Consider the following 21,409-nt stretch of genomic DNA (forward strand, 5'->3'; position numbering starts at 1 on the left):
ATGGAAATTTTAACAAATGGTGTGATTGCAGCACGCGAAGCGTTCGATGCAATGATGGCAGGCAAGCCTGTTGTTTGTCGTAAAACTGTTGGCTCCCTACTTGGCGACTATTCACCTATTTCAGATTTTGCAGCAGATATTTTTACTAATTCAGAATTTGAATTTGCCATTCAGATTGAGATTGTAACGGTTGCAGGTATTGAGTTTACTAAACCTTTCACGCTTGATGAGCTGAAAGACGGCGATGTTATTTACGTTATTGACACGACTGGTGAAATCTTAAAAGGCCAATTTAACATTTTAAATGCGGATTTGGTTGCATCGGTTAAAAATGGTTTTGCTCAACGCAATGAAGAAAATGCCATTAATCAAATTAAAGCATGGCATAAAACAATTGGTTTAGATTCTGATCTAGACATCAATATAAAAGAATATTCTTTTTTAGTGCCAAAAGAAGAAAAACCCAAGAATAAACCCAAGGCTACAACCAAAAATAGCCAATCTACGACATCAAATGATGTTGCAGAAGAGTCATCACCTACTCCAGTAGAAACAATACCACCTGCTATAAGTGCAGTACCTGTATGGCGAGAATACAAAGACAAAATTACTGCATGCGAAACATATGAAGAAATAAAGGCTCTTGAAGCTGAAATTCTTGATATTGATTGCATTAAACAAGGAACAGATAAACTCACGATTAAAGGTATCAAAAGTTTAATTAGTGCAGCTTATGAAGAAGTTACTTATAAAAAAGATTTGGATACTTTGATTGCAAAGGTACAGCAAGCACATACAACTGACGAAGCAAACAGCGTTGTAGATCAAACAAAACATTGGTCTATAGAGCAACGTGCACCACTCCTAAAAGCAATTAATGCTCGTCTGGTTCATCTACAAAAAATTAAAGAACAGCCACCTAAGCCTGCAAGTGAAGATGATGGCCCTACCCTTGCTATGCGTATAAGTCGTGCTGAAAGTTTAGAAGAACTTGATCAGCTACAGCTAGAAGTTAATGCGTTAGATCCAATCATCCATAGTCGATTTAAAGACCTTATGGATGTACGAAAAGAACAACTTGCAAAAATGCAGGAGGCTTAAATGAATGTTCGCAATTCTCAATCACAATCTATCGTTATTACGGTGCAAGACATTCAGAAAGCATTGGTTAATAAACACGGCGATGCATACCAAGAAATTATTAGTACGGTTGAAAAAGCAATCGTTAGTCAGGCTCTTATTAAAGCTCGTGGCAATCAAGCAGAAGCTAGTCGTAATCTCGGTATAAATCGCAACACATTACGTTCAAAAGTAAAGAAATACGGACTTGTGTAAATTCTTGAACCATTGGCTAGACAGGCTCTGCCGATGGTTTCTAAACGATGAAGATTATTAAGCAATAGGATACATAAAGATGAGTCAACTAACCCCTGAACAATACCAAAAAAACTATGACAACTTGGAACTTGAAGTTGAGCAAATAAAAGATAGTTTTCTTGAAGATATTTCCCTTAGTGATAAACAAGAGGAACTACTCAATCAGTTAATTAACAAATCAATTGAATTAGGAATGTATAACAAAGCACCCTATATCGCATCATTAAAAACAGAAATTGAAAGCGTAAAACACCTTCATGCTATTGATAAAGAATTGCTTTCTGTTTATCGCAATAAGAAGTATTTTGCGTTTGACAGTGAAAACTTCACATTTCATGACACTTATGATGAAGCCCTTAACCTTGCTAATAGTGCCATTGAAGATTATCGCGAACGTTTAGCAGACTATGGGTTCGATGTACCAAGTGACGGTAATTTTAGTGCTGTGAGCTATGGAATTGTACTTGGTAAATCTAATTACAAGCTCATAGCCACTGTGACGGAAGATCATCATAAAGCATTGGAATATACGCAGTATGAGCTAGGTACTGAAATTTATACATTGGATCTAGAAGCTGATGCAGCCAACTTAGTCAATTCATCAAGCATTGAGTTATATCACGCATGGCAAGACAGCAGTGAACCTGAAAATATTGCCTTTAGAGCTGAGGATGTAGAAACACTTGGCGACTGTTATGAGGTTGGCGACCTTGTCGAAATAGATAAATTTAAGAGCGTTGAGCTTGATAAAAGTAAGTTATGGGGCACATGGACCAAAGATAAAAAACAATTTTTTATTGGGTCTAAAGAAGAATGCCAAGCCATACTCGAAGCACAGGATCAAGACAGTGAGTAAACTAATTCAAAAAACTGCTCAGATTGCATTAGAAGAAATTCAAGAAGCAATGGCTGAACTACGCAACTGCCATGAAGAAATTCGCAAAGGGCTTACCGCTAAAGTGTATGCAGATAAAGCACAGGAAAGATTAACAATTGCAATAAAGCATATGCTTGAAGCAGAAAGTTGGGTTGATGCTTTGAAGTCTGAACAGGAGCAACACAATGCTAAACCGTGATCAGATTGCACATGAGTATATGCTTGAAATTATTAAAGCTGACCGCCCTATTTCTATGGATGGGATTGAAAAGATTGCTGAAAACTGCTTTGTTCTAGCAGACGCAATGATTGCCGAAGCCCAAAAGCGTAAAAATACAGAACGCCCTGCGGTTATTGGTGATGATTGGATTAGTGTTGAGGAGCAGTTGCCTGAAGATGGTCAGCAGGTACTCATTTACAGTAAGGAAACACATATAGCATCGGCTGCTTATCGCAAAGCTATGCCTGAAATTGGGTGTGATAAAGACGATTGGAGTGGGTGGTTTTCAGACGAGGTGGATGAGCCTAATGTAACCCACTGGCAACCGCTTCCAAACCTACCTATTCAGAGTGGCAATAATGTCTAAAAAAGTTGTTCAACCACAAAACCTAGATGCCTTTCGCATCTGGGTAATCAAGCTAGGTTATACCGTTAAAGATTTACCTCACGGCGGTTTTAATTTTCGATTTAAAAAATACCAATATGGATTAGTCACCAAATCATTGCATGGTAATGAACTAGCCATGAAATTGGGTGAAGAATTTGAAGAACATTTGCGAGCTTAAAATGGAAAAACAACAAACATTTGGTGAAGAAGATCGCTTACTTAAAACTAGCGACATCACAAAAATTGTAGGTCTAACACGTACCACTATTTACAATATGCTAGTTGCTGAAACATTCCCTGCACCTGATTGGATTAATCCTGACAATGGATATAAATACTGGTGGAAAAGCACTATTTATAAATACTTTAATAAAAAAGAGCCCCTTGCAAGTTAAGGGGCTTTTTATTTAATGAATACTATTTTTTAACTCATCACAATAATCAGACCATCTTTGCATCATAACTCTACGTTTATCTAGATGCTTGGTACGGTTATATGCACGACCATGAAAGTCACGTACAGCATGTGCAAGCTGTTGCTCAATAATATCTACAGGAAACTCTAGCACTTCATCTAACAATGTACGTGCAATAGCCCTAAAGCCATGCCCCACCATGTCATCTTTTGTGTATTCCATACGGCGTAATGCCATATTGATTGTCATTTCAGATATTGGTCTTTGATTTGATGAACGACCAGGAAAAACATATTTCGAATTATTTGAGAATTTATAGGCATCTTGCAATATTTCTAATGCTTGAGTAGATAAAGGCACAATATGTTCTAACCCTGTGCGATTAGCTGTCTTAGGTGGTATATAGCTCCATGTTGCATCATCAAAATCAATGTCAGCCCATTTTGCATTTCTCAACTCACCAATACGCACAAACACCAACGGTGCTAATTTCAATGCATATTTAACAAGTTCAGAATTTGCCTTATATTCATCAATGTTTTTGAGTAGTTGGCCAAAGTCGCTTGGATTAGTTAATGCAGGAAAATGCTTAACCTCTTTTCGCTTAATAGTGCCTGCTAGATCTGCAGCAATATCTCGCTCACATAAACCTCGCTTTACGGCGAACCTAAAAACCTGTGATGCTTTAGACCGTATTCTTAAAGCATTTTCAATACAGCCCTTAGATTCCTCTTTATCAATTACTTTAACCAGGTGCTTTGTTTTTATATCTGCAATGGGTAATTTGCCAATTTCTCTATAGAGCTTCTGAAAAATACGCTCATTACGTACGACAGTACCAGGTGATAATTTTTCTTTACTCTTATAAAGTTCAGCAACAGCTTGGAATGTATTTTCTCTTTTAGCTTTTTCTACTTCTAATATAGTTTCTTTTTGTTCTTGTGGATCTATATCTCTAGCAATTAACGCTCTATATTGCTCACGAATCTCCCTTGCCTTTGCTAAAGAAAGCTCTGGGTATGTACCAATTGAAAGCGTATTACGTTTTTTTGTAATTGGGCGTGTATAGTCAAATCGCCACATAAATGTGCCGTTTTTTCGTACAATCAGATTTAAACCATTACCATCAGACAAGCGAATATCTTTATCTAAAGTAGTATTTTGGTTAGTTTTTAGCTCTTTTAGCTTTGCTTTGATTTTACTATCGGAGAGTGGGATTACTTGTTTTGGCATATTTTTGCGTTACACGTATGAGTACAAAAATATATGTAACGCAACCTGTACTCTTAAAATGCGTTACAACTTTAATTAAGTTTATACAACTTTATATCGGTTATTACGCTTGAGTCTATTATTATTCAACACTTTATACAACTTTGAACAAGTTTATACATAGTATTTGGTACCCCCAGCGGGACTCGAACCCACTCCACAGGCTTCGGAAACCTGTACTCTATCCAGTTAAGCTATGGAGGCTTAAATACGGGCACATCATAACAAAAATTAAATAAACATACAGCTATCATTTTCTATTTTCTGTCTAGCTTTTAAACAATCTATTAATGCAACGCAGAATTACATCAAGCTAACTTGGTTTATTGCCCTTTATCGCTCACAATATACCCATTACAAGTAATGTGAGATTTTCATGACTGATGCTTTAACGCTTCACGAATTATCTAAAACCTATAAAAATGGCTTTCAAGCACTTAAAGGGGTTAATTTAACTGTGCCTGAAGGTGAATTTTATGCACTTTTAGGACCAAATGGTGCAGGTAAGTCAACGACTATTGGCATTATTAGTTCGTTAACTCAAAAAACAGCAGGCTCTGTCAAAATATTTGGTCACGATTTATCTACAAATCCCTCAGAAGCAAAACAATACTTAGGCGTCGTTCCTCAAGAATTTAATTTTGGTCACTTTGAAAAAACATTCGATATTTTAGTAACACAAGCAGGTTACTACGGTATCCCTAAACATGTTGCTGAAAAACGTGCCGAATATTATTTAGAAAAACTAGGCTTATGGGAAAAACGTGGCGTACAAGCACGTATGTTATCAGGTGGGATGAAACGCCGTTTAATGATTGCACGTGCCATGATGCACAACCCTAAACTCCTCATTTTGGATGAACCAACCGCAGGCGTAGATATTGAATTACGCCGTTCTATGTGGGATTTTTTGACCGAAATGAATGAACAAGGCACTTCTATTATTTTAACCACCCATTATTTAGAAGAAGCAGAAATGCTGTGCCGTCGTATTGCAATTATTGATCATGGTGTAATTAAAGAAGATACCACCATGAAAGCATTTCTAAACCAACTTAATGAAGAATCCTTTATCTTTGATTTAGCATCGCCAATTGAGCCAATTACGTTAGAACTCATTGGCATTCAATTTAACTTAATAGATCCTATAACACTTGAAGTTAAAATGGATAAATCACATGACTTAAATGAGTTGTTTCAACTTTTTGAGGCACTAGGCGTTAAAGTAAACAGTATGCGTAATAAGTCAAACCGTTTGGAAGAACTGTTTGTTAAAATGGTAGAAAAAAACTTACAGGGAGAAAGTGCATGAATATGACACAATTACAAACTGCACTTTGGACATTAGTTGTTAAAGAAATACGGCGTTTTATGCGTATTTGGCCGCAAACGCTTTTACCTCCTGCTATTACGATGAGTCTTTACTTTGTCATTTTTGGAAACTTGGTGGGTTCGCGTATTGGCGATATGGGTGGTTTTACCTATATGCAGTTTATTGTACCTGGTCTTATCATGATGTCTGTGATTACCAACAGCTATTCAAACGTATGCTCAAGTTTTTTTAGTGCCAAATTTCAACATAGTATTGAAGAACTGATTACAAGTCCGATGCCCTTATACCTTATTTTGTGGGGTTATGTCATTGGTGGCGTGGCGCGTGGTGTACTTGTTGGTTTTATTGTGACGTTAGTCAGTTTATTTTTTACAGACCTACATATTCATAGCTTTTTTATCACTATTTACACAGTTGTCATTACAAGTTTACTTTTTTCGATTGCAGGCTTTATTAATGCAGTCTATGCGCGCTCATTTGATGATATTTCCATCGTTCCAACCTTTGTTTTAACTCCACTTACCTACTTAGGTGGTGTATTTTATGCCATTAGTACGTTAAGCCCATTTTGGCAAAAGCTTTCACTCGCAAACCCTATTGTATATATGGTCAATGCTTTTCGTTACGGTATCTTAGGACACAGTGACGTGAATGTTGGGATTTCCTTAACAGCTATTACTTTATTTTGTGGTGCCTTTTATGGCTTTGCTTACTATTTACTATCTCGCGGTTCAGGAATACGTCAATGAGTGTAGAAAAATCATTATTGGGTAAAGACACACAATACCCAACCCATTATCAACCTGAGATTTTGTTTCCAATTGAACGTGCACCTTCGCGTGAAACATATGCTCAAATTGAGCAACAAGGTTGCGATTGGTGGCATGTATTTGAACTTTCTTGGTTAAATATGTCAGGTATTCCTCAGGTTGCCATTGGTCGTTTGTGCTTACCTGCAAATTCACCTTATCTCATCGAATCTAAATCTTTAAAACTTTATTTTAACAGCTTAAACTTTACTCAATTTGAATCTAAAGATGCTTTAAAAACACTGGTTGAAAAAGATTTATCTGAGGCAGCAAAAGCATCTGTAACCCTTACACTCCTAGATGCAAACCATCTTGAAGTTGTGCAACCACAAGGGCAATGTTTGGATAAGTTAGAACCAAAACAGTTATCTTCACATCCCAATGCAAGCTTGCTTCAACTCAGTGATGATCGTTCAATTATAGAGACACAGTATTACTCTAATCTATTAAGAAGCAATTGCCCTGTAACAGGACAGCCTGACTGGGGTACTGTGTTTATTCACTATAAAGGTCAAAAGATTTGTGAAGAAAGTTTATTAGCTTATATTATTTCATTTCGTGAACATAATGGCTTTCATGAGCAGTGCGTAGAACAAATGTATGCCGATCTTTACCATAGCTTTAAACCTGAAAAACTGATGGTATATGCAGCGTACACACGCCGTGGTGGTTTAGACATTAATCCATGTCGTGTATCAGATCCTAGTCTAATTCCTACGCAACCTGTACGTCTAGCACGCCAATAGCGGAGTAAATATGTCACACTTTGGTTTTATTCCTTCTGATGAGTTACTTTATAAAATTCAAACAGCTGTTCGTCAGAAAAACGCGCAAGAGCCACTCTATTTGATGCGCGATGAGATTGCATTAATGGTCAATCAAGAGATTATTGATGCCATTTTAACTAATGGGATTTCTCAATTTCCAAACAGTGAAAAAAAAGAAACTGCAGAAAAGTTGGCAACATTTATAAAATCGAGTGTGGCAAGTTTGCTTAAACAGCTTTTAAGCGAAACACCTAATGCTGAAGTAAAAGCATCCTTAAAATTTTCTCAAAATACCTTGTTTAAAAATGCCGATGGACAATGGCATATGGGACTCATTTTAGAACAACCCCTCGTGACAAGTCTAAAGCACGATTTTGATCTTTTAAAAACAGGGCAAAGAATTAATTTAGAAGTACTCACAGAAAATTATAAGTTTTTTGCCGATGAGGTGATCCGTCATTATATGCATGACTTTAATCAGACACTTAATTTAGGCATGATTAAGCGAAAAGCAGCTGATATGGGATGTACAGCTATCACCAAAGCGGTTCATATGGCAATTGGCAAACTTATTCCACGTTTAACAAAAGATGAATTACAGGCATTAGCGACCTATCACGATACACTATTTTTTTATGAATAACTTAGTGCAGTGTGATAGCATTTCGACTGCTGATCATCACCTGTTTTTACACTGTCATGGCACCAAGTTCACAATATAAATTTTTACGCCAAGCCCCACGCGATGGGTTAAGCACAGCAATGCAACCTTCTCGCTGGCAACGTCTACATATTGACCCATGGCTTTGCTTATTTTTGTTTTTAAATGCGTGCCTTGGGCTTACTGTACTTTATAGCGCATCTGCCCAAGATTTAGGTTTAGTCACTAAACAAGCCATCAGTTTTTGTATTGGCTTTGCTGTGATGGCAACAGTTGCACAAATTCCACCCAAGGTTTTTCAATCATTTTCTCCTTATTTTTACCTATTTGGCGTGATTTGTTTGGTAGGTGTTAAGGTATTTGGTGAAGTACGAATGGGGGCACAAAGATGGTTAAGTATCCCTGGTTTGGGCAGTGTCCAACCCAGTGAATTTATGAAACTTGGTATGCCCATGATGACAGCATGGTTTTTAACACGTTTTGCTATGCCACCCAAACTTAAACATGTTATTGCCACACTCATTCTCATTTTTATTCCTTTCATTCTGATTGCCGAACAACCCGATTTAGGTACATCTTTATTAGTACTTGGTAGTGGCATTTTTGTACTTTTTTTAAGTGGACTTTCTTGGAAATTAATTGCAACTGCTATTGCAGGCGCAGGTGCTGTTATTCCGATTGCTTGGGAGTTTTTATTACATGACTATCAAAAACAACGGGTTCTAACTTTGCTTAATCCCGAAGCTGATGCGCTTGGTACAGGTTGGAATATTATTCAATCTAAAACCGCTATTGGCTCGGGTGGCTTTTCAGGTAAAGGCTTTTTAGAGGGTACCCAATCGCATTTACATTTTTTACCCGAAGGTCATACAGATTTTGTCATTGCTGCCTATTCCGAAGAATTTGGCTTGATTGGCGTTACTATTTTAATTTTGTTGTACTTTGCTATTATCTGCCGAACATTCCAAATTGGCATGGGTAGTTTTCATAACTATGGTCGCTTATTGGCGAGTGCCTATGGATTGTCATTTTTTGTATATGTTTTTGTCAATGCAGGTATGGTGAGTGGTATTTTACCTGTGGTTGGTGTGCCATTGCCATTTATGAGTTATGGCGGTACTGCCATCATTACCCTCATGACAGCATTTGGTATTGTCATGTCCATTCATACGCATCGTTAATTTTAGGTTCACTTCATGTGGTATAAAAAAATTTCAAAAACCATTGCCGTTTGTAGCCTCGCTCTTGTCAGTAGCTCTTTTTGTCTTGCTAACGATTTTGCCTTATCACCTGATTATGCAACATTTAAAGCCAATACTATGCAAACCTATGGGTTAACTGCCGACCAAATTGATCAAGCAATGCTAGGTACTCAAAATCGTCCTAATATTCTTAAAATTATGGAACGACCAGGTGAAAGTAAACCTTGGTATCAATACCAAAGCATGTTTTTAGTTGATGGCACTATCAATAAAGGAGCAAACTTCAAAGCACAATATAGCAATGCTTTACAACGCGCAGAGGCACAATATGGCGTATCTCAAAATGTTATTTTAGGAATTTTAGGTGTAGAGACAGGCTATGGTAGTAATAAAGGCAATATCATAACGCGTGATGCCTTAGCGACTCTTGCTTTTGGTTACCCACGCCGTGCTCAATATTTTCAAAATGAACTTGCAGCCTTAATTGCATGGACATACAAAGAAAATTACCCTATCGCTACGATTACAGGTTCATATGCAGGTGCTGTGGGTTACCCACAATTCATGCCAAGTAATATCACTAAATATGGCGTAGATTATGATGGTAACGGACACATTGACTTACGCAACTCGCCTACTGATGCAATTGGCTCTATCGCAAATTATTTAGCACAACAAGGTTGGGAACGTGATCGTCCTATTGCCTATCCTGCAACTTATACAGGAAACAACCCCGAAGAAATAATTAGTAAAGATTTAACTCAACCTCTACCTTACGGTGTTGTCAAACAATTTGGTATTAGTAGTTTAAATCCTAATATTGATGATTTAGATTTAGTGAATGTTATTCAATTACAGAGCGAAAATGGTCCTATTTATTACGTGACTTTTCCAAATTTTCAAGTCATTACAACTTACAACAAAAGCCGTATGTATGCCACAGCAGTATGGCAACTCGGTACAGCCGTTTTTAACAAATAACTTACAACCAAAACCAACATAAATAGTCAAGATATATTTTTTTAATTAAACGGTTTATGTTGGTCATTTTTATATTTAGTTACATTTAAGTATATTTTTTAACCTAAAAAATGTGCCTTGTAGAGCTTTTTGTAACTATATACTAATCTTTATAGACATGTATTGCTTAGTCTTAATATTATCCTGCCTACGTCAAATAGTTGAGCAAATCAACTAAAAAAGACTTACTTGAATTTTAACAACTTACCACGATGTTAAAGATTCAGTGTCTTTTAGGAGATAAAATACATGCGTCACCCCTTAAAAACGTTGATGTTCTTGAGTTTTGCTGTTACCACGTCTTTTACACATGCAGATATGCTTGAGTCATCATCGCTTAATAATGATTCGGATAGCTCATCAAACCTAGCCGCCCGTGTTGTAAATAAAAACTCAAATTACGATCATATTCCTTCAATCAACAGTCTTTCAATCACTGAGCGTTCAGGTGATAGTATCCGCCGTCAAACACTGGCTGCCAAAGTATCTGCACCACAAGATGAGCCTTCAGTCATTGATAAATTGAACACCGTTGCATCTAATACTGTACGTAAATTTTCGCAAACAGGTGTTGCATCTTGGTACGGTCGCCAATTTCATGGTCGTAAAACAGCAAGTGGTGATACATTTGATATGAATGCACTTACTGCTGCACACCGTAGCTTACCGCTGAACTGTTATGTACGTGTTACGAATAAAGATAACGGCAAAAGTGTTGTTGTTAAGGTCAATGACCGCGGTCCATTCCATGGTAACCGTGTACTAGACTTATCTTATGGTGCAGCTAAACGTTTAGGTGTAACAAACTCAGGTACTGCAAAAGTAAGTATCGAACGTGTGAGTGGACCAAACGCATAACATCCTGCTCTCCTTTTGACTGAATCCAAGCCACATGAAGTGGCTTTTTTTATATTATATTGATAAAGCAATAGAACATCATGAGGCTACAACAAACATTCACTAAGGTATAACGTAAAATTAGTGAAAATAATAAACAAAATAACATACCATAAATATAAGCAGGAACAACTTTACTGTCTTGTACCCAAATAACCTGTACACACATCGCAGTGAACAAGCAAGGTGCCGCATAATTCAGCATACGTACTATATAATTAGGTAATTTCAGCTTAACTTTAGGTTCTAAAAGAATAAATCTATTTAAAAAAACGATAACTGCCATACTTAAAATTAAAATCCATGACATTTATTTTACTTCCTTTGTAAATGCACCTGCTGCCATTCCGATTAAACTTGAAAAAATAAAAGCACTTGGACAAGAAAAATAATTTAAAATACACATACTGCTAGCCGTAATCAGAACTGCTTTAAAATGAGTTTTTGTTTTGATTAAGCTAATAATAATAGGCAAAAAAAGTGCAATAATAAAAAAATCAAAATGGTATTGATTTAAATCATTTACAGTATGAGATAAAAAGATACCCAAGATATTTGAAAAGAACCAAAAAAAATAAAAGCATAAACCTGCACCAAGCAAAAACTGGAACTTTTCTTTTGGATATCTTATGCCTATTGCAAAAAGTTCATCTGTTAATAAAAACCCAAATAAAAGTCTTTTTTGTATAGGCTGATGAATAAGATCATTTCTAAAATGTAATGCATATATTAAATGCTGAAGGGTAATAAAAAATGTACTGATCAAGATAACAAAAACTGACGCATGCGCTTGAATGAGCGTTAAGCTTAAAAGCTGAGCTGCACCTGCAAATATAAGCAATGCCATGGCGCACGTTTTATAAAAAGAGAGTTCCATTTGAGTTGCCATTGATCCTGTTAAAACTCCCCAAGGAACTGTAACAAGTGCAAAAGGTAATATAACAAAACTACCCTTAAAAAATGCTTTCATACCATATCCTCTTCTCCTATTCAAAGTGTCCCAAATACTTCAAATTAAAGATTGAATGATATTGCTCAGATCGGACATCGGACATCGGACATCGGACATCGGACATCGGACATCGGACATCGGACATCGGACATCGGACATCGGACATCGGACATCGGACATCGGACATCGGACATCGGACATCGGACATCGGACAAAAGCTAAATTATTTTAAATAAGAGATATACTGTAATGGTGTTACGCCCACTGCTTTTTTAAAATGACGATTAAAATGACTTTGATCTGAAAATCCACAATTTAGAGCAACGTCACTAATCTTATACCCTTGTTTTAGTTGTTTTCTTGCCTTACTTAAACGAATTTGAATAAGCCAAGCATGTGGAGGTATACCCACAATTTTTTTAAATTGTCTCAAAAAATGCCAAGAACTCAACGAAACTAACTCCGCAAGTTCATTTAAAGAAAAATCATATTCTGGTGTATCTGTCATTAATGATTTAACAAAGTTAATTTTTTGTTCTACTTCTGGCAAATCAATAATCGCTTGTGGTTTACGGCTATAACGAGAAACTAGACAAGCCAATGTAGATAAATACATAGTTTCTTTTAATAAGGTATTCCCATACTGTTCTAATAAGTCAAATAATAAAACAAATTGCTGTGCAAGACCTTGATCATGAATAACAGCATTTGGAAACCACGGAATTTGTTGTTTAATAAAAAAATCTTGTGTGACGTCAGCTATCATTTCTGGTGTTGGATAAATTGCCCGATAACTCCAACCTGAATCCACTGCTGAAGAACCTGTATGCGCTTCATCAGAATTTACCAAAATGATATCGCCTTTAGGTGCAATATGTCGCTGCCCCGAGCGATAAAAAGACTGCGCTCCGTCTTCAATTACACCAATACAATACCCTTCATGTACATGCTTAGAAAATTGCTTTTGATGATATTGTGCCTTAAGTAATTCTAAACCGCCTAACTCTTTAAGATGGCGATAATCTGTAAATTCTTTTTGAGCTTGCATATTTTTTCTCTATCTCTCACCTCACTTTAGCAAACACAGCCATAAAATATAGAACAAAATTGCTTTTTCCTGAACAAAAAAAAGTCCCATTTTCAGGGACTTTTTTTACAGCGATATACTAATTACTTAGCAGCCGCTTGAGCAGCCGCAACTTCGTCAGCGAAGCTCATTTCTGCTTTTTTCTCAATTCCTTCGCCTACTTCAAAGCGAACAAATTCTGCAACAGTTGTACCAGTTGCTTTTAATACTTCAGCAACTTTTTTATCGTTGTCAATTACGTACATTTGACGATCTAAAGCAACTTCGTTCAAGTATTTCTCAACTGAACCAGTTACCATTTTTTCAACGATATTTGCAGGCTTACCAGATTCAATTGCTTTTGCTTCAGCAATTTCTTTCTCTTTTGCTACAAGCTCAGCAGGTACAGCTTCAGCATTTACTGCAACTGGGTTGAACGCAGCAATGTGCATTGCAAGACCTTTACCAGTATCAGCATCACCTGTGTAAGATACAACAACACCAATTTTTAAACCGTGTTTGTAAACTGCAAGGTTGTCACCTTCTACAATTTTTGCACGACGTACTTGGATGTTTTCACCAATTTTTTGAACAAGAGCAATACGCGCTTCTTCAACTGATTGACCATCTTCTAATTTTAATTCAGCAACTTTAGCAACATCTGTTTCACCAGATGCTAAAATTACTTGAGCAACTTTATTAGAGAAGTTCGCAAAGTTTTCGTCTTTAGCAACGAAATCTGTTTGGCAGTTTACTTCTACTAATACTGCTTTATTACCTTCTTGAACGATAGTAATAGCACCATCAGCTGCGATGTTACCTGCTTTTTTAGCAGCTTTTGCTTGACCAGATTTACGAAGGTTATCAATCGCTAACTCGACATCACCATTCGCTTCTGTTAAAGCTTTTTTGCATTCCATCATCGCAAGACCAGTACGGTCACGTAATTCTTTTACCATGCTTGCAGTAATTGCAGTCATGTTATTCTCCTAAAAGGTAGAAAAAAATAAATCTATTAACAAAAACGGCTCAAAGAACCTCTGAGCCGTTTACTTTTTTGACGCTTATTTTGCCACCGTTACGTGTCGCACTTATGACAGTTCAGCGTCAAAACGCATTAAGCTTCAGAAGCTTTAGCTTCTTCGCCTTTCGCTTGAGCATTTGCTTGAGTTTGAGCGTATTCTTTACCAGCAAGAACCGCATCAGCCATAGCTGTCGCGTAAAGTGTTACTGCACGGATCGCATCATCGTTACCAGGAATAACGTAATCTACGTTATCTGGGTTAGAGTTTGTATCAACGATACCGATTACAGGAATACCAAGGTTTTTAGCTTCTTTAATTGCAATCGCTTCGTGATCTACGTCGATTACAAATAATGCGTCAGGTAAACCACCCATGTTTTTAACGCCGCCTAAAGCACGTTCAAGCTTGTCCATTTCACGAGTACGCTCTAATGCTTCACGCTTAGTAAGCTTAGCAAAAGTACCGTCTTGTGATTGAGTTTGAAGATCTTTCAAACGGTTGATAGATTGGCGAAGTGTTTTCCAGTTCGTCAACATACCACCTAACCAACGGTGATCTACGTATGGTTGACCAGCGCGTTGAGCTTGTTCACGGATGATGTTAGAAGCAGCACGTTTTGTACCAACAAATAGAACTTTGTTCTTTTTGCTAGCAAGCTGGTTAGCAAAGTTCAATGCATCATTTAACGCAGGCACAGTGTGCTCAAGGTTAATGATGTGAATTTTGTTACGAGCACCAAAAATGTATTGGTTCATTTTTGGGTTCCAAAAACGTGTTTGGTGACCAAAGTGTGCGCCAGCTTGAAGAAGGTCGCGCATGCTTACGTTGTAATCTGCCATTTTTTTACCTTAAAAATTTGGGTTAAGCCTCCATACGTCCTCATTCTCCACCTTTACAGGCACCCAGAGCAATGTGTCGACATATGTGCGGATTTGATACAGCTTTATCTAAAAAACTTCACGTTTATTCACGAAAAGCATTTGATAAAACGGGTGCGTATTTATACCATAGTCACATACAAATTACCAAAAGTTTTTAGCACTATGAACCACACTTACGAAGCTCCACGCCGTTTGATTAAAACACAAGAAGAGATTGAGAAAATGCGTGTGGCGGGGCGTTTGGCGGCAGAAGTGCTTGATATGATTAAACCTCATATTAAGGCTGGCGTAAGCACCCTAGAATTAGATACGATTTGTCATGATTACATTGTCAATGTACAAGAAGCAATTCCTGCATGTTTGGGCTACGGTGGTGCACCAGGACGTCCTGCATTTCAACATACAATTTGTACATCGGTTAACCATGTGGTTTGTCATGGCATTCCATCTGAAAATAAAATCTTAAAAAATGGCGATATTTTAAATATTGATGTCACTGTAATTAAAGATGGTTACCATGGCGACACCAATATGATGTATGTAATTGGTGGTGAAACTTCTATTTTAGCAGACCGTCTATGCAAAGTTGCTCAAGAAGCGATGTATCGCGGTATTGCAGCTGTAAAGCCAGGTGCATATATTGGTGATGTCGGTGCAGTCATTCAGCAGTATGTAGAATCTGAACGTTTCAGTGTTGTACGTGAATATTGCGGACATGGTATTGGAACAGTATTCCATGACGAACCGCAAGTTTTACACTATGGTAAAAAGAATACAGGCATGCGTTTAGAAGCAGGCATGACATTTACAATTGAACCGATGGTCAATGCAGGCGTATGGCAAACTAAAACGCTTGGTGATAAATGGACAGTTGTCACCAAAGATCATAAATTATCAGCACAATACGAACACACGTTGTTAGTAACTGAAACAGGGGTAGAGATTTTAACCGCTCGCCCCGAAGAAGATTTATCTCGCTTTAAATAAGTAAAAAAAGAGACTGCATAAGCAGTCTCTTTTTTTTATTCAAATGTTTTAAAACGTTGCTCATCTTGCATGAATTCTTTTTCACCTGCAGGCGCTTCAATAGAACCGAAAACAAGCTGTGCACGTAGTTTCCAAGAATGAGGGACATCAAAAACTTGTGCCGTTTCTTCATCAATAATAGGATTATAATGCTGTAAAGATGCACCAATCTTTTCTTCTGATAGTGCTGTCCATACTGCAAATTGGGCAATTGCACTTGAATGCTCAGACCAAACAGGAAAATTATCTGCATAAGCAGTAAATTGCTCTTGTAAATTTTTTACAATATCTTGGTCTTCGTAAAATAAAACCGTACCCTTACCTGCTGCAAAACTTGCAATTTTTTTAGCTGTTCCTTCAAAGGCATTTTCTGGCACTAATTTCTGTAATGTATTTTTTACAATATCCCAAAATTTTTGATGTGATTCATCAAATAAAATTACTGCACGAGATGATTGTGAGTTAAATGCAGATGGGCTCAAGCGAATTGCTTTTTTAATTAATATTTCTATTTCTTGATTACTTTGATTAACTTGAGAACCAATATTATAAATTGTACGACGATTTTCAATTTCTTGAATAAATGACATAAACTGCTCCACAGTTATTATTTTAACTGTTTTAGTCTAGGTGATTTATAGCCAAGAACAAACCTACTCTCTTCAACACTGTGTCCTATTTTTGCAATCATATGTAAAAAGCCAATCTAAAAAAGATTGGCTCTCGCTTTAAAGTTTATTTATCTGATTCAAATAATGCAGCAACAAACGATTTTGCAGAGAATGGTCTTAAATCGTCAATTTTTTCACCCACGCCTATAAAGCGTATAGGTACATGTGTACGACTTGCAATATTAAACAAGACACCACCTTTTGCCGTGCCATCTAATTTGGTAATGGTTATACCTGTTAAACCAACTGCCTGATCAAATTCTTGCACTTGGTTAATTGCATTTTGACCCGTCCCTGCATCAACCACAAGCATAATTTCATGCGGTGCAGTACCATCAATTTTTTGCATTACACGCTTAACTTTTTTAAGCTCTTCCATTAAGTTACTTTTGTTGTGCAAACGCCCTGCCGTGTCAGCAATCAGTACATCAACACCTTTTGCACGCGCACTTTCAAACGCATCAAAAATAACAGAAGCACTGTCAGAGCCATGTCCTTGTGCAACTACTGGAATGTTATTACGCTCACCCCAAATTTGAAGTTGTTCTGTCGCTGCTGCACGGAAAGTATCACCCGCCGCGAGCATGACTTTTTTACCTTCACCTTGTAAACGCTTTGCTAATTTACCAATGGTTGTCGTTTTACCCACACCATTTACACCTACCATCAGAATTACGTATGGTGTTTTATTGGTATCAATATGCAAAGGTTTTACACGCGGTGCAAGCAGTGCCACTAATTCTTCTTGCAATGCTTTATATAAAGCATGCGAATAAATTAAATCACCACGTGCGGTACGCTCTGTTAGATTAGCAATAATTGTTTTTGTTGCTTCTACACCAATATCTGCAACTAATAATTGTTCTTCTACTTCTTCTAAAAGTTCATCATCAATTTCTTTTCCACCAATCAGAATATTGACCATTCCGTCTGTAAAACTTTTACGTGTTTTGGTCAAACCTTCTTTCATGCGTCCAAAAAAACCGCCCGATTTTGGCTGTTCTTGTATTTCTTGTGGCTCCGAAGGTGTTTCTACAATAGGAACATTAACCACAGGTAGACTGGGTAATGTCACATCGTCGTCACTTACCTCTGTATCAATTAGAAATTTATTGGACACATTTTTTTGGTCTTGCATGCTAATCCCTTGAGAAACAGTGCATCATAGAAAAATAAAATTTTAACATATTCAGCAGATTAATTCTTATGTTTTACTTGATACGGTTTGGGTCTAATGCAGGATAAGTTTGGATATTTTTCTTTTCATATTGATAGGCATGAACCACTTGAAAATACTGTTTTTTATTCACTAACGATTGTGATAAAACTTGTTTTGCTAAGGTCTGTGTTTTAGGCAACTCCACTTGCTGAGATAATGCATGAATTTGTTGTAACTGTGCAGAACTCACAGAAGATTTTAAAATAACGTAAGAAAAGACCATAACAATAAGTATAAATGATATTGTTATAAAATTTGGCACATAAGTTTGCCAATCTTGTTTTAAATTTAGCATGACCAACCTCAATTTCAACCAAGTTTATGTTGATCATGCCGATAGTACAATACCGATTTTGTGAAGGCTTATGTAGTTGCTGTAATTGTACTCACAAATGTGAAATACAACACACCTGCCACTAAAATGAGTGCAAGTAACAATACAAAAATACTTACACCTTTTTCAGCATGTGGTGGGTGAATAGGATCATCAACTGCTAGCTTTTCCAGCTCTGCATTATAAATATGATAGAATTCACTTTGCGTTTGTGTATCAAGTACACGCGTAAAGGTTGCAATTTTGGCACGTTGTTTAATACCAATATCGCCTATACGGGCTTCTTGATGATAAATCGCTTCATGTAGTTGTTTACGGTGATATTTCGCCAATGCCTTAATTTGTTCTATATTTAAAGGCAAGTCAAAATTGAAACCATCTATTGTTGCTGTGTTCATATTTTTACCTTTGACGTCCGTTTTTATTTTCTATCTTTTTAACATAAAACCTATTGTGTTTGCATATTAATCATGTAAACTTGAAAAATACTCAAACAACCTTATTGTTAGGTTGACACATTCATTTGAATGTAATAATAGTTTAACACAATTTAGTTAAACTAAAAATGAAGATGCTAGAGATATCTTCTAATCATAATTAGAATAAGGAGCTTAATATGATTCAACAATTCTCTCACCACGACTTAGAACACGTTTACGCAACTGCGGTAAACACAATTCACTCGCAAATGAATTTTTCAGATGCGGTAACTGATTTAGAAAATGCTGCTCGTGCAGGACATGGTAAAGCTGCTCTATTTTTAGCAGAACTTTATAACCAAGGTTTCCGTGTAGAGCGTGATAGTTTAAAAGCGCAATACTGGCAAAAAATGGCAACTATGCGTGCATAATAAAACGTCACTTAGGTGGCGTTTTTTATGCTTCAATTAAACTGAAACCAATATATATTTCTTCTATTTACTGCCAAAATTTCTTCGACAAATTAATACGTCAATTTTCTTTACTGGTTATCTTAATATAGAAATGCCTACGGAAAAACAAACGTCAAGAATCTTGTTAAATCACTCATCAAAATTAGTGCTATTTATGCACCACTATTTATTTGTATATTTTAAAAAAAAGTGATTTAAGCTTTTTTATGCAATTTTAGTCTGCTTTATTCTTAAATAAAAAATAAAGTGTAAACTCATACTTCAATATTATGATTTAAAAATTTTATCCAAAAATATCCAACTACAAGCCCTAAACCCACCACAAATAGCATACAAGCCAAATTAATCAGTGCTAATCCATAATCATGGGTTAATGTACCAAAAAGTACTGCACAAATTGCAGGCGCAATAGCAGCATTTGAACCTTCTGATACAGTAGGTGTTGCAATTAAGGCAAATAAAATAAGACTTGAAATGGCACAAAATCGTGGATAAGGCTTGGTAATCCAGTACCAAGCCAATAAAGTCAAAACAACACCGCCTACATAAGCCCCTATAGCAATACTGCCTTCAGGAAAAATATCTAAATAGGATAACACCTCATGCAAGATACCTGTGTCTGTATTAAGCACCACGTAAGCCCTCTGGTGCCACAGCATTCGGATTAATCAATCCTTCTGGTGGCATTTGAATAAAGTAACCACGAGTCTGTAGCGAATCTAAAACGTGTAATACATTCACACGTGCTAGTTTTCGCTGTTCATGCAATTCAAGTTGCATAACAAAAGTTGCACGTCCAAATGCTTGTCGCATTGCTTCAGGTATCAGAGAAAGTGCATCTTCATGTTTTTCTTGCGATGGATCACGCGGTACATAAAGGTACATCTCATCTTTTTTACTTGAACGATAAATATCACAATGCATAAATCAAACTCTTTTAAATTATTTACGAATCTTCATTTGTTGCGCTAAGTTTTGACTATCTTGCTGTAACAAATTTAGGAGTGGTTGCGTTAATAACGAATAACGCCACCCTGTTAAATAGCTTGGTAATAAGGATATATCATCTTGCTGTAAAACAACATAATGATATAAGTCATTCATCCATTTTTTTCGCATCAAAATAGGTTTGGGAATTTGTGTTTGAGCAACAACTTTATCAATAGTTGCATCTAATTCTTGTGCAATATGCTGAGATACAAATTTAATTGGACGTGCAATTGTTTGTGGCCAATGTTCTTTTTCTGGTAAAAATTTTAATAGATCTAAAATTACTTTGCCATGCTCACGAATCACATTTGGGCGAATGCCTTTAATATTTGCAAGCTGAAAATGGTTACGCGGATTTTTCTCTACCAAATCAATAATCGTGGCATTTTTTAAAATAAAACTACGTGGTACATTTAAAGCACGTACAATCTGTTCACGCCATAATGTGACCTGTTGAATTTGCATAAGCTGACGGCGAGAATGACGATAATTTGCAACATCTTTATAAAGATCTGGTGCAGGTGTTTTTGTTGCAATTTCTTTTGTTAAACTGGCACAGTCTTCTAATACATAACTGAGAATATTTTTGTCATTAAGTTGCTTTTGCAATGCTTGCGCTAAGGCAGGCAAATATTCTACATCGTTGGCTGCATACGTTAGCTGTTCATTTGTGAGTGGTCTTGCTAACCAATCTGAACGTGTTTGATCTTTCTCAATTTCAATATTTAAAATTTGCTTTAAAGCATTTTGATAACTGACTTGCAAGCCGTAACCTAAAAATGCCATTGCAACTTGCGTATCAAATACATTAGACAAATAATCTATATCTGCATAATGGTAAATTAGGTCAATATCTTCACTACATGCATGAAAAATAGTTTGTTTTGCGCCTTTTATTTTTTGCCAAAATAAAGAAAAATCTAAAGAAACACCATCAAGTAAATAGGCTTTTTCTTGGAGATTAATTTGAAATACACCGAGTTTTGGCCATAAAGTATCAACTTTTATAAATTCACTATCTAAAGCATACGTGTCTTGTAAACTCATTTGCGCAAGTACATTGGCAAATTCGTGTGGATACTGAATAAATTGATACATGTCGATAAAAAACGCC

At 36.5% G+C, this 21,409-nt stretch carries 29 protein-coding genes and 1 tRNA gene; 16 read left to right on the forward strand and 14 right to left on the reverse strand.

Annotated elements, in window-relative coordinates; genetic code table 11:
- The 7 genes from PCI70_RS03830 (at position 1) to PCI70_RS03860 (ending at position 3,257) form a co-directional block, all read left to right on the forward strand.
- Positions 1-1,101 (forward strand): hypothetical protein, encoded by a 1,101-nt coding sequence (locus tag PCI70_RS03830; RefSeq protein ID WP_269914037.1) that lies wholly within the window; start codon positions 1-3, stop codon positions 1,099-1,101.
- On the forward strand, positions 1,102-1,335 hold the full coding sequence (locus PCI70_RS03835; RefSeq protein ID WP_269914038.1) for a helix-turn-helix domain-containing protein: 234 nt from the start codon (positions 1,102-1,104) through the stop codon (positions 1,333-1,335).
- A gap of 79 nt (positions 1,336-1,414) precedes the next feature.
- On the forward strand, positions 1,415-2,233 hold the full coding sequence (locus PCI70_RS03840; protein ID WP_269914039.1) for a hypothetical protein: 819 nt from the start codon (positions 1,415-1,417) through the stop codon (positions 2,231-2,233).
- Entirely contained in the window at positions 2,226-2,453 is a 228-nt protein-coding gene (locus tag PCI70_RS03845) for a hypothetical protein (RefSeq protein WP_269914040.1), read from the forward strand. The genes PCI70_RS03840 and PCI70_RS03845 overlap by 8 nt, the downstream gene beginning before the upstream one ends.
- A complete protein-coding gene (locus PCI70_RS03850) occupies positions 2,440-2,841 on the forward strand; it encodes a DUF551 domain-containing protein (RefSeq protein WP_269914041.1) in 402 nt (133 codons plus the stop codon). The genes PCI70_RS03845 and PCI70_RS03850 overlap by 14 nt, the downstream gene beginning before the upstream one ends.
- On the forward strand, positions 2,834-3,040 hold the full coding sequence (locus tag PCI70_RS03855; protein ID WP_269914042.1) for a hypothetical protein: 207 nt from the start codon (positions 2,834-2,836) through the stop codon (positions 3,038-3,040). The genes PCI70_RS03850 and PCI70_RS03855 overlap by 8 nt, the downstream gene beginning before the upstream one ends.
- A gap of 1 nt (position 3,041) precedes the next feature.
- Positions 3,042-3,257 (forward strand): helix-turn-helix transcriptional regulator, encoded by a 216-nt coding sequence (locus PCI70_RS03860; protein WP_269914043.1) that lies wholly within the window; start codon positions 3,042-3,044, stop codon positions 3,255-3,257.
- A 12-nt stretch (positions 3,258-3,269) separates the two neighbouring features.
- On the opposite strand, the gene PCI70_RS03865 is transcribed toward PCI70_RS03860, so the two are convergent.
- A complete protein-coding gene (locus tag PCI70_RS03865) occupies positions 3,270-4,511 on the reverse strand; it encodes a tyrosine-type recombinase/integrase (protein ID WP_269914044.1) in 1,242 nt (413 codons plus the stop codon).
- Between the two features lie 167 nt (positions 4,512-4,678).
- Positions 4,679-4,754, reverse strand: a tRNA-Arg gene (locus PCI70_RS03870).
- Positions 4,755-4,926: 172 nt separating this feature from the next.
- Between PCI70_RS03870 and PCI70_RS03875 the strand changes: the two genes are divergently transcribed.
- The 7 genes from PCI70_RS03875 (at position 4,927) to PCI70_RS03905 (ending at position 11,200) form a co-directional block, all read left to right on the forward strand.
- Positions 4,927-5,862: an ABC transporter ATP-binding protein gene (locus PCI70_RS03875; protein ID WP_269914045.1), complete on the forward strand. Its 936-nt coding sequence runs from the start codon at positions 4,927-4,929 to the stop codon at positions 5,860-5,862.
- Positions 5,859-6,632, forward strand: a complete 774-nt coding sequence (locus PCI70_RS03880; RefSeq protein WP_269914046.1) for an ABC transporter permease — start codon at positions 5,859-5,861, stop codon at positions 6,630-6,632. Before PCI70_RS03875 ends, PCI70_RS03880 begins: the two co-directional genes overlap by 4 nt.
- On the forward strand, positions 6,629-7,438 hold the full coding sequence (queF, locus tag PCI70_RS03885) for an NADPH-dependent 7-cyano-7-deazaguanine reductase QueF (RefSeq protein ID WP_269914047.1): 810 nt from the start codon (positions 6,629-6,631) through the stop codon (positions 7,436-7,438). Before PCI70_RS03880 ends, queF begins: the two co-directional genes overlap by 4 nt.
- Positions 7,439-7,448: 10 nt before the next feature.
- Positions 7,449-8,102: a hypothetical protein gene (locus tag PCI70_RS03890; protein ID WP_269914048.1), complete on the forward strand. Its 654-nt coding sequence runs from the start codon at positions 7,449-7,451 to the stop codon at positions 8,100-8,102.
- Positions 8,103-8,158: 56 nt separating this feature from the next.
- The gene (gene rodA / locus PCI70_RS03895; RefSeq protein ID WP_269914049.1) at positions 8,159-9,301 is read left to right on the forward strand and encodes a rod shape-determining protein RodA; all 1,143 of its coding nucleotides are present in this window, start codon (positions 8,159-8,161) and stop codon (positions 9,299-9,301) included.
- Positions 9,302-9,316: 15 nt separating this feature from the next.
- Positions 9,317-10,303 carry a lytic murein transglycosylase B gene (gene mltB, locus PCI70_RS03900; RefSeq protein ID WP_269914050.1) on the forward strand — a complete coding sequence of 329 codons (987 nt, stop codon included), beginning with the start codon at positions 9,317-9,319 and terminating at the stop codon, positions 10,301-10,303.
- Between the two features lie 312 nt (positions 10,304-10,615).
- On the forward strand, positions 10,616-11,200 hold the full coding sequence (locus PCI70_RS03905; protein WP_442865155.1) for a septal ring lytic transglycosylase RlpA family protein: 585 nt from the start codon (positions 10,616-10,618) through the stop codon (positions 11,198-11,200).
- 49 nt (positions 11,201-11,249) lie between these two features.
- Here PCI70_RS03905 and PCI70_RS12155 read toward each other — a convergent pair whose 3' ends face one another.
- The 5 genes from PCI70_RS12155 to rpsB all read right to left on the reverse strand — a co-directional run bounded on the left by PCI70_RS12155 (position 11,250) and on the right by rpsB (position 15,121).
- A complete protein-coding gene (locus PCI70_RS12155; RefSeq protein ID WP_442865149.1) occupies positions 11,250-11,549 on the reverse strand; it encodes an AzlD domain-containing protein in 300 nt (99 codons plus the stop codon).
- Positions 11,550-12,209: an AzlC family ABC transporter permease gene (locus PCI70_RS03910; protein ID WP_269914052.1), complete on the reverse strand. Its 660-nt coding sequence runs from the start codon at positions 12,207-12,209 to the stop codon at positions 11,550-11,552.
- A gap of 205 nt (positions 12,210-12,414) precedes the next feature.
- The gene (locus PCI70_RS03915) at positions 12,415-13,239 is read right to left on the reverse strand and encodes a helix-turn-helix transcriptional regulator (RefSeq protein ID WP_269914053.1); all 825 of its coding nucleotides are present in this window, start codon (positions 13,237-13,239) and stop codon (positions 12,415-12,417) included.
- A 122-nt stretch (positions 13,240-13,361) separates the two neighbouring features.
- On the reverse strand, positions 13,362-14,237 hold the full coding sequence (gene tsf / locus PCI70_RS03920; RefSeq protein ID WP_269914054.1) for a translation elongation factor Ts: 876 nt from the start codon (positions 14,235-14,237) through the stop codon (positions 13,362-13,364).
- Between the two features lie 137 nt (positions 14,238-14,374).
- The gene (rpsB, locus tag PCI70_RS03925) at positions 14,375-15,121 is read right to left on the reverse strand and encodes a 30S ribosomal protein S2 (protein ID WP_269914055.1); all 747 of its coding nucleotides are present in this window, start codon (positions 15,119-15,121) and stop codon (positions 14,375-14,377) included.
- Positions 15,122-15,325: 204 nt separating this feature from the next.
- On the opposite strand from rpsB, the gene map reads away from it, so the two are divergent.
- Positions 15,326-16,150: a type I methionyl aminopeptidase gene (map, locus tag PCI70_RS03930; RefSeq protein WP_269914056.1), complete on the forward strand. Its 825-nt coding sequence runs from the start codon at positions 15,326-15,328 to the stop codon at positions 16,148-16,150.
- Between the two features lie 35 nt (positions 16,151-16,185).
- Here map and PCI70_RS03935 read toward each other — a convergent pair whose 3' ends face one another.
- The 4 genes from PCI70_RS03935 to PCI70_RS03950 all read right to left on the reverse strand — a co-directional run bounded on the left by PCI70_RS03935 (position 16,186) and on the right by PCI70_RS03950 (position 18,811).
- Positions 16,186-16,779, reverse strand: coding sequence for a nitroreductase family protein (locus tag PCI70_RS03935; protein ID WP_269914057.1), 594 nt, complete (start codon positions 16,777-16,779; stop codon positions 16,186-16,188).
- Positions 16,780-16,924: 145 nt separating this feature from the next.
- Positions 16,925-17,998 (reverse strand): signal recognition particle-docking protein FtsY, encoded by a 1,074-nt coding sequence (gene ftsY, locus PCI70_RS03940; RefSeq protein WP_269914058.1) that lies wholly within the window; start codon positions 17,996-17,998, stop codon positions 16,925-16,927.
- Between the two features lie 73 nt (positions 17,999-18,071).
- The gene (locus PCI70_RS03945) at positions 18,072-18,374 is read right to left on the reverse strand and encodes a hypothetical protein (protein ID WP_269914059.1); all 303 of its coding nucleotides are present in this window, start codon (positions 18,372-18,374) and stop codon (positions 18,072-18,074) included.
- Positions 18,375-18,442: 68 nt separating this feature from the next.
- Positions 18,443-18,811, reverse strand: coding sequence for a hypothetical protein (locus PCI70_RS03950; protein ID WP_269914060.1), 369 nt, complete (start codon positions 18,809-18,811; stop codon positions 18,443-18,445).
- 218 nt (positions 18,812-19,029) lie between these two features.
- Here PCI70_RS03950 and PCI70_RS03955 point away from each other — a divergent pair, with 218 nt between their 5' ends.
- On the forward strand, positions 19,030-19,263 hold the full coding sequence (locus tag PCI70_RS03955; RefSeq protein ID WP_269914061.1) for a hypothetical protein: 234 nt from the start codon (positions 19,030-19,032) through the stop codon (positions 19,261-19,263).
- Positions 19,264-19,559: 296 nt separating this feature from the next.
- On the opposite strand, the gene PCI70_RS03960 is transcribed toward PCI70_RS03955, so the two are convergent.
- From PCI70_RS03960 to PCI70_RS03970, 3 genes are read right to left on the reverse strand one after another with little or no spacing between them, the layout of a single operon-like run.
- Positions 19,560-19,964, reverse strand: coding sequence for a hypothetical protein (locus PCI70_RS03960; protein WP_442865151.1), 405 nt, complete (start codon positions 19,962-19,964; stop codon positions 19,560-19,562).
- A complete protein-coding gene (locus tag PCI70_RS03965) occupies positions 19,930-20,229 on the reverse strand; it encodes a YcgL domain-containing protein (RefSeq protein WP_269914063.1) in 300 nt (99 codons plus the stop codon). The genes PCI70_RS03960 and PCI70_RS03965 overlap by 35 nt, the downstream gene beginning before the upstream one ends.
- 18 nt (positions 20,230-20,247) lie before the next feature.
- Positions 20,248-21,393, reverse strand: coding sequence for a ribonuclease D (locus tag PCI70_RS03970; protein WP_269914064.1), 1,146 nt, complete (start codon positions 21,391-21,393; stop codon positions 20,248-20,250).
- Positions 21,394-21,409: the final 16 nt, after the last annotated feature.

Origin of the sequence: Acinetobacter sp. HY1485, assembly GCF_027568475.1 — a bacterium.
Classification (GTDB): Bacteria; Pseudomonadota; Gammaproteobacteria; order Pseudomonadales; family Moraxellaceae; genus Acinetobacter.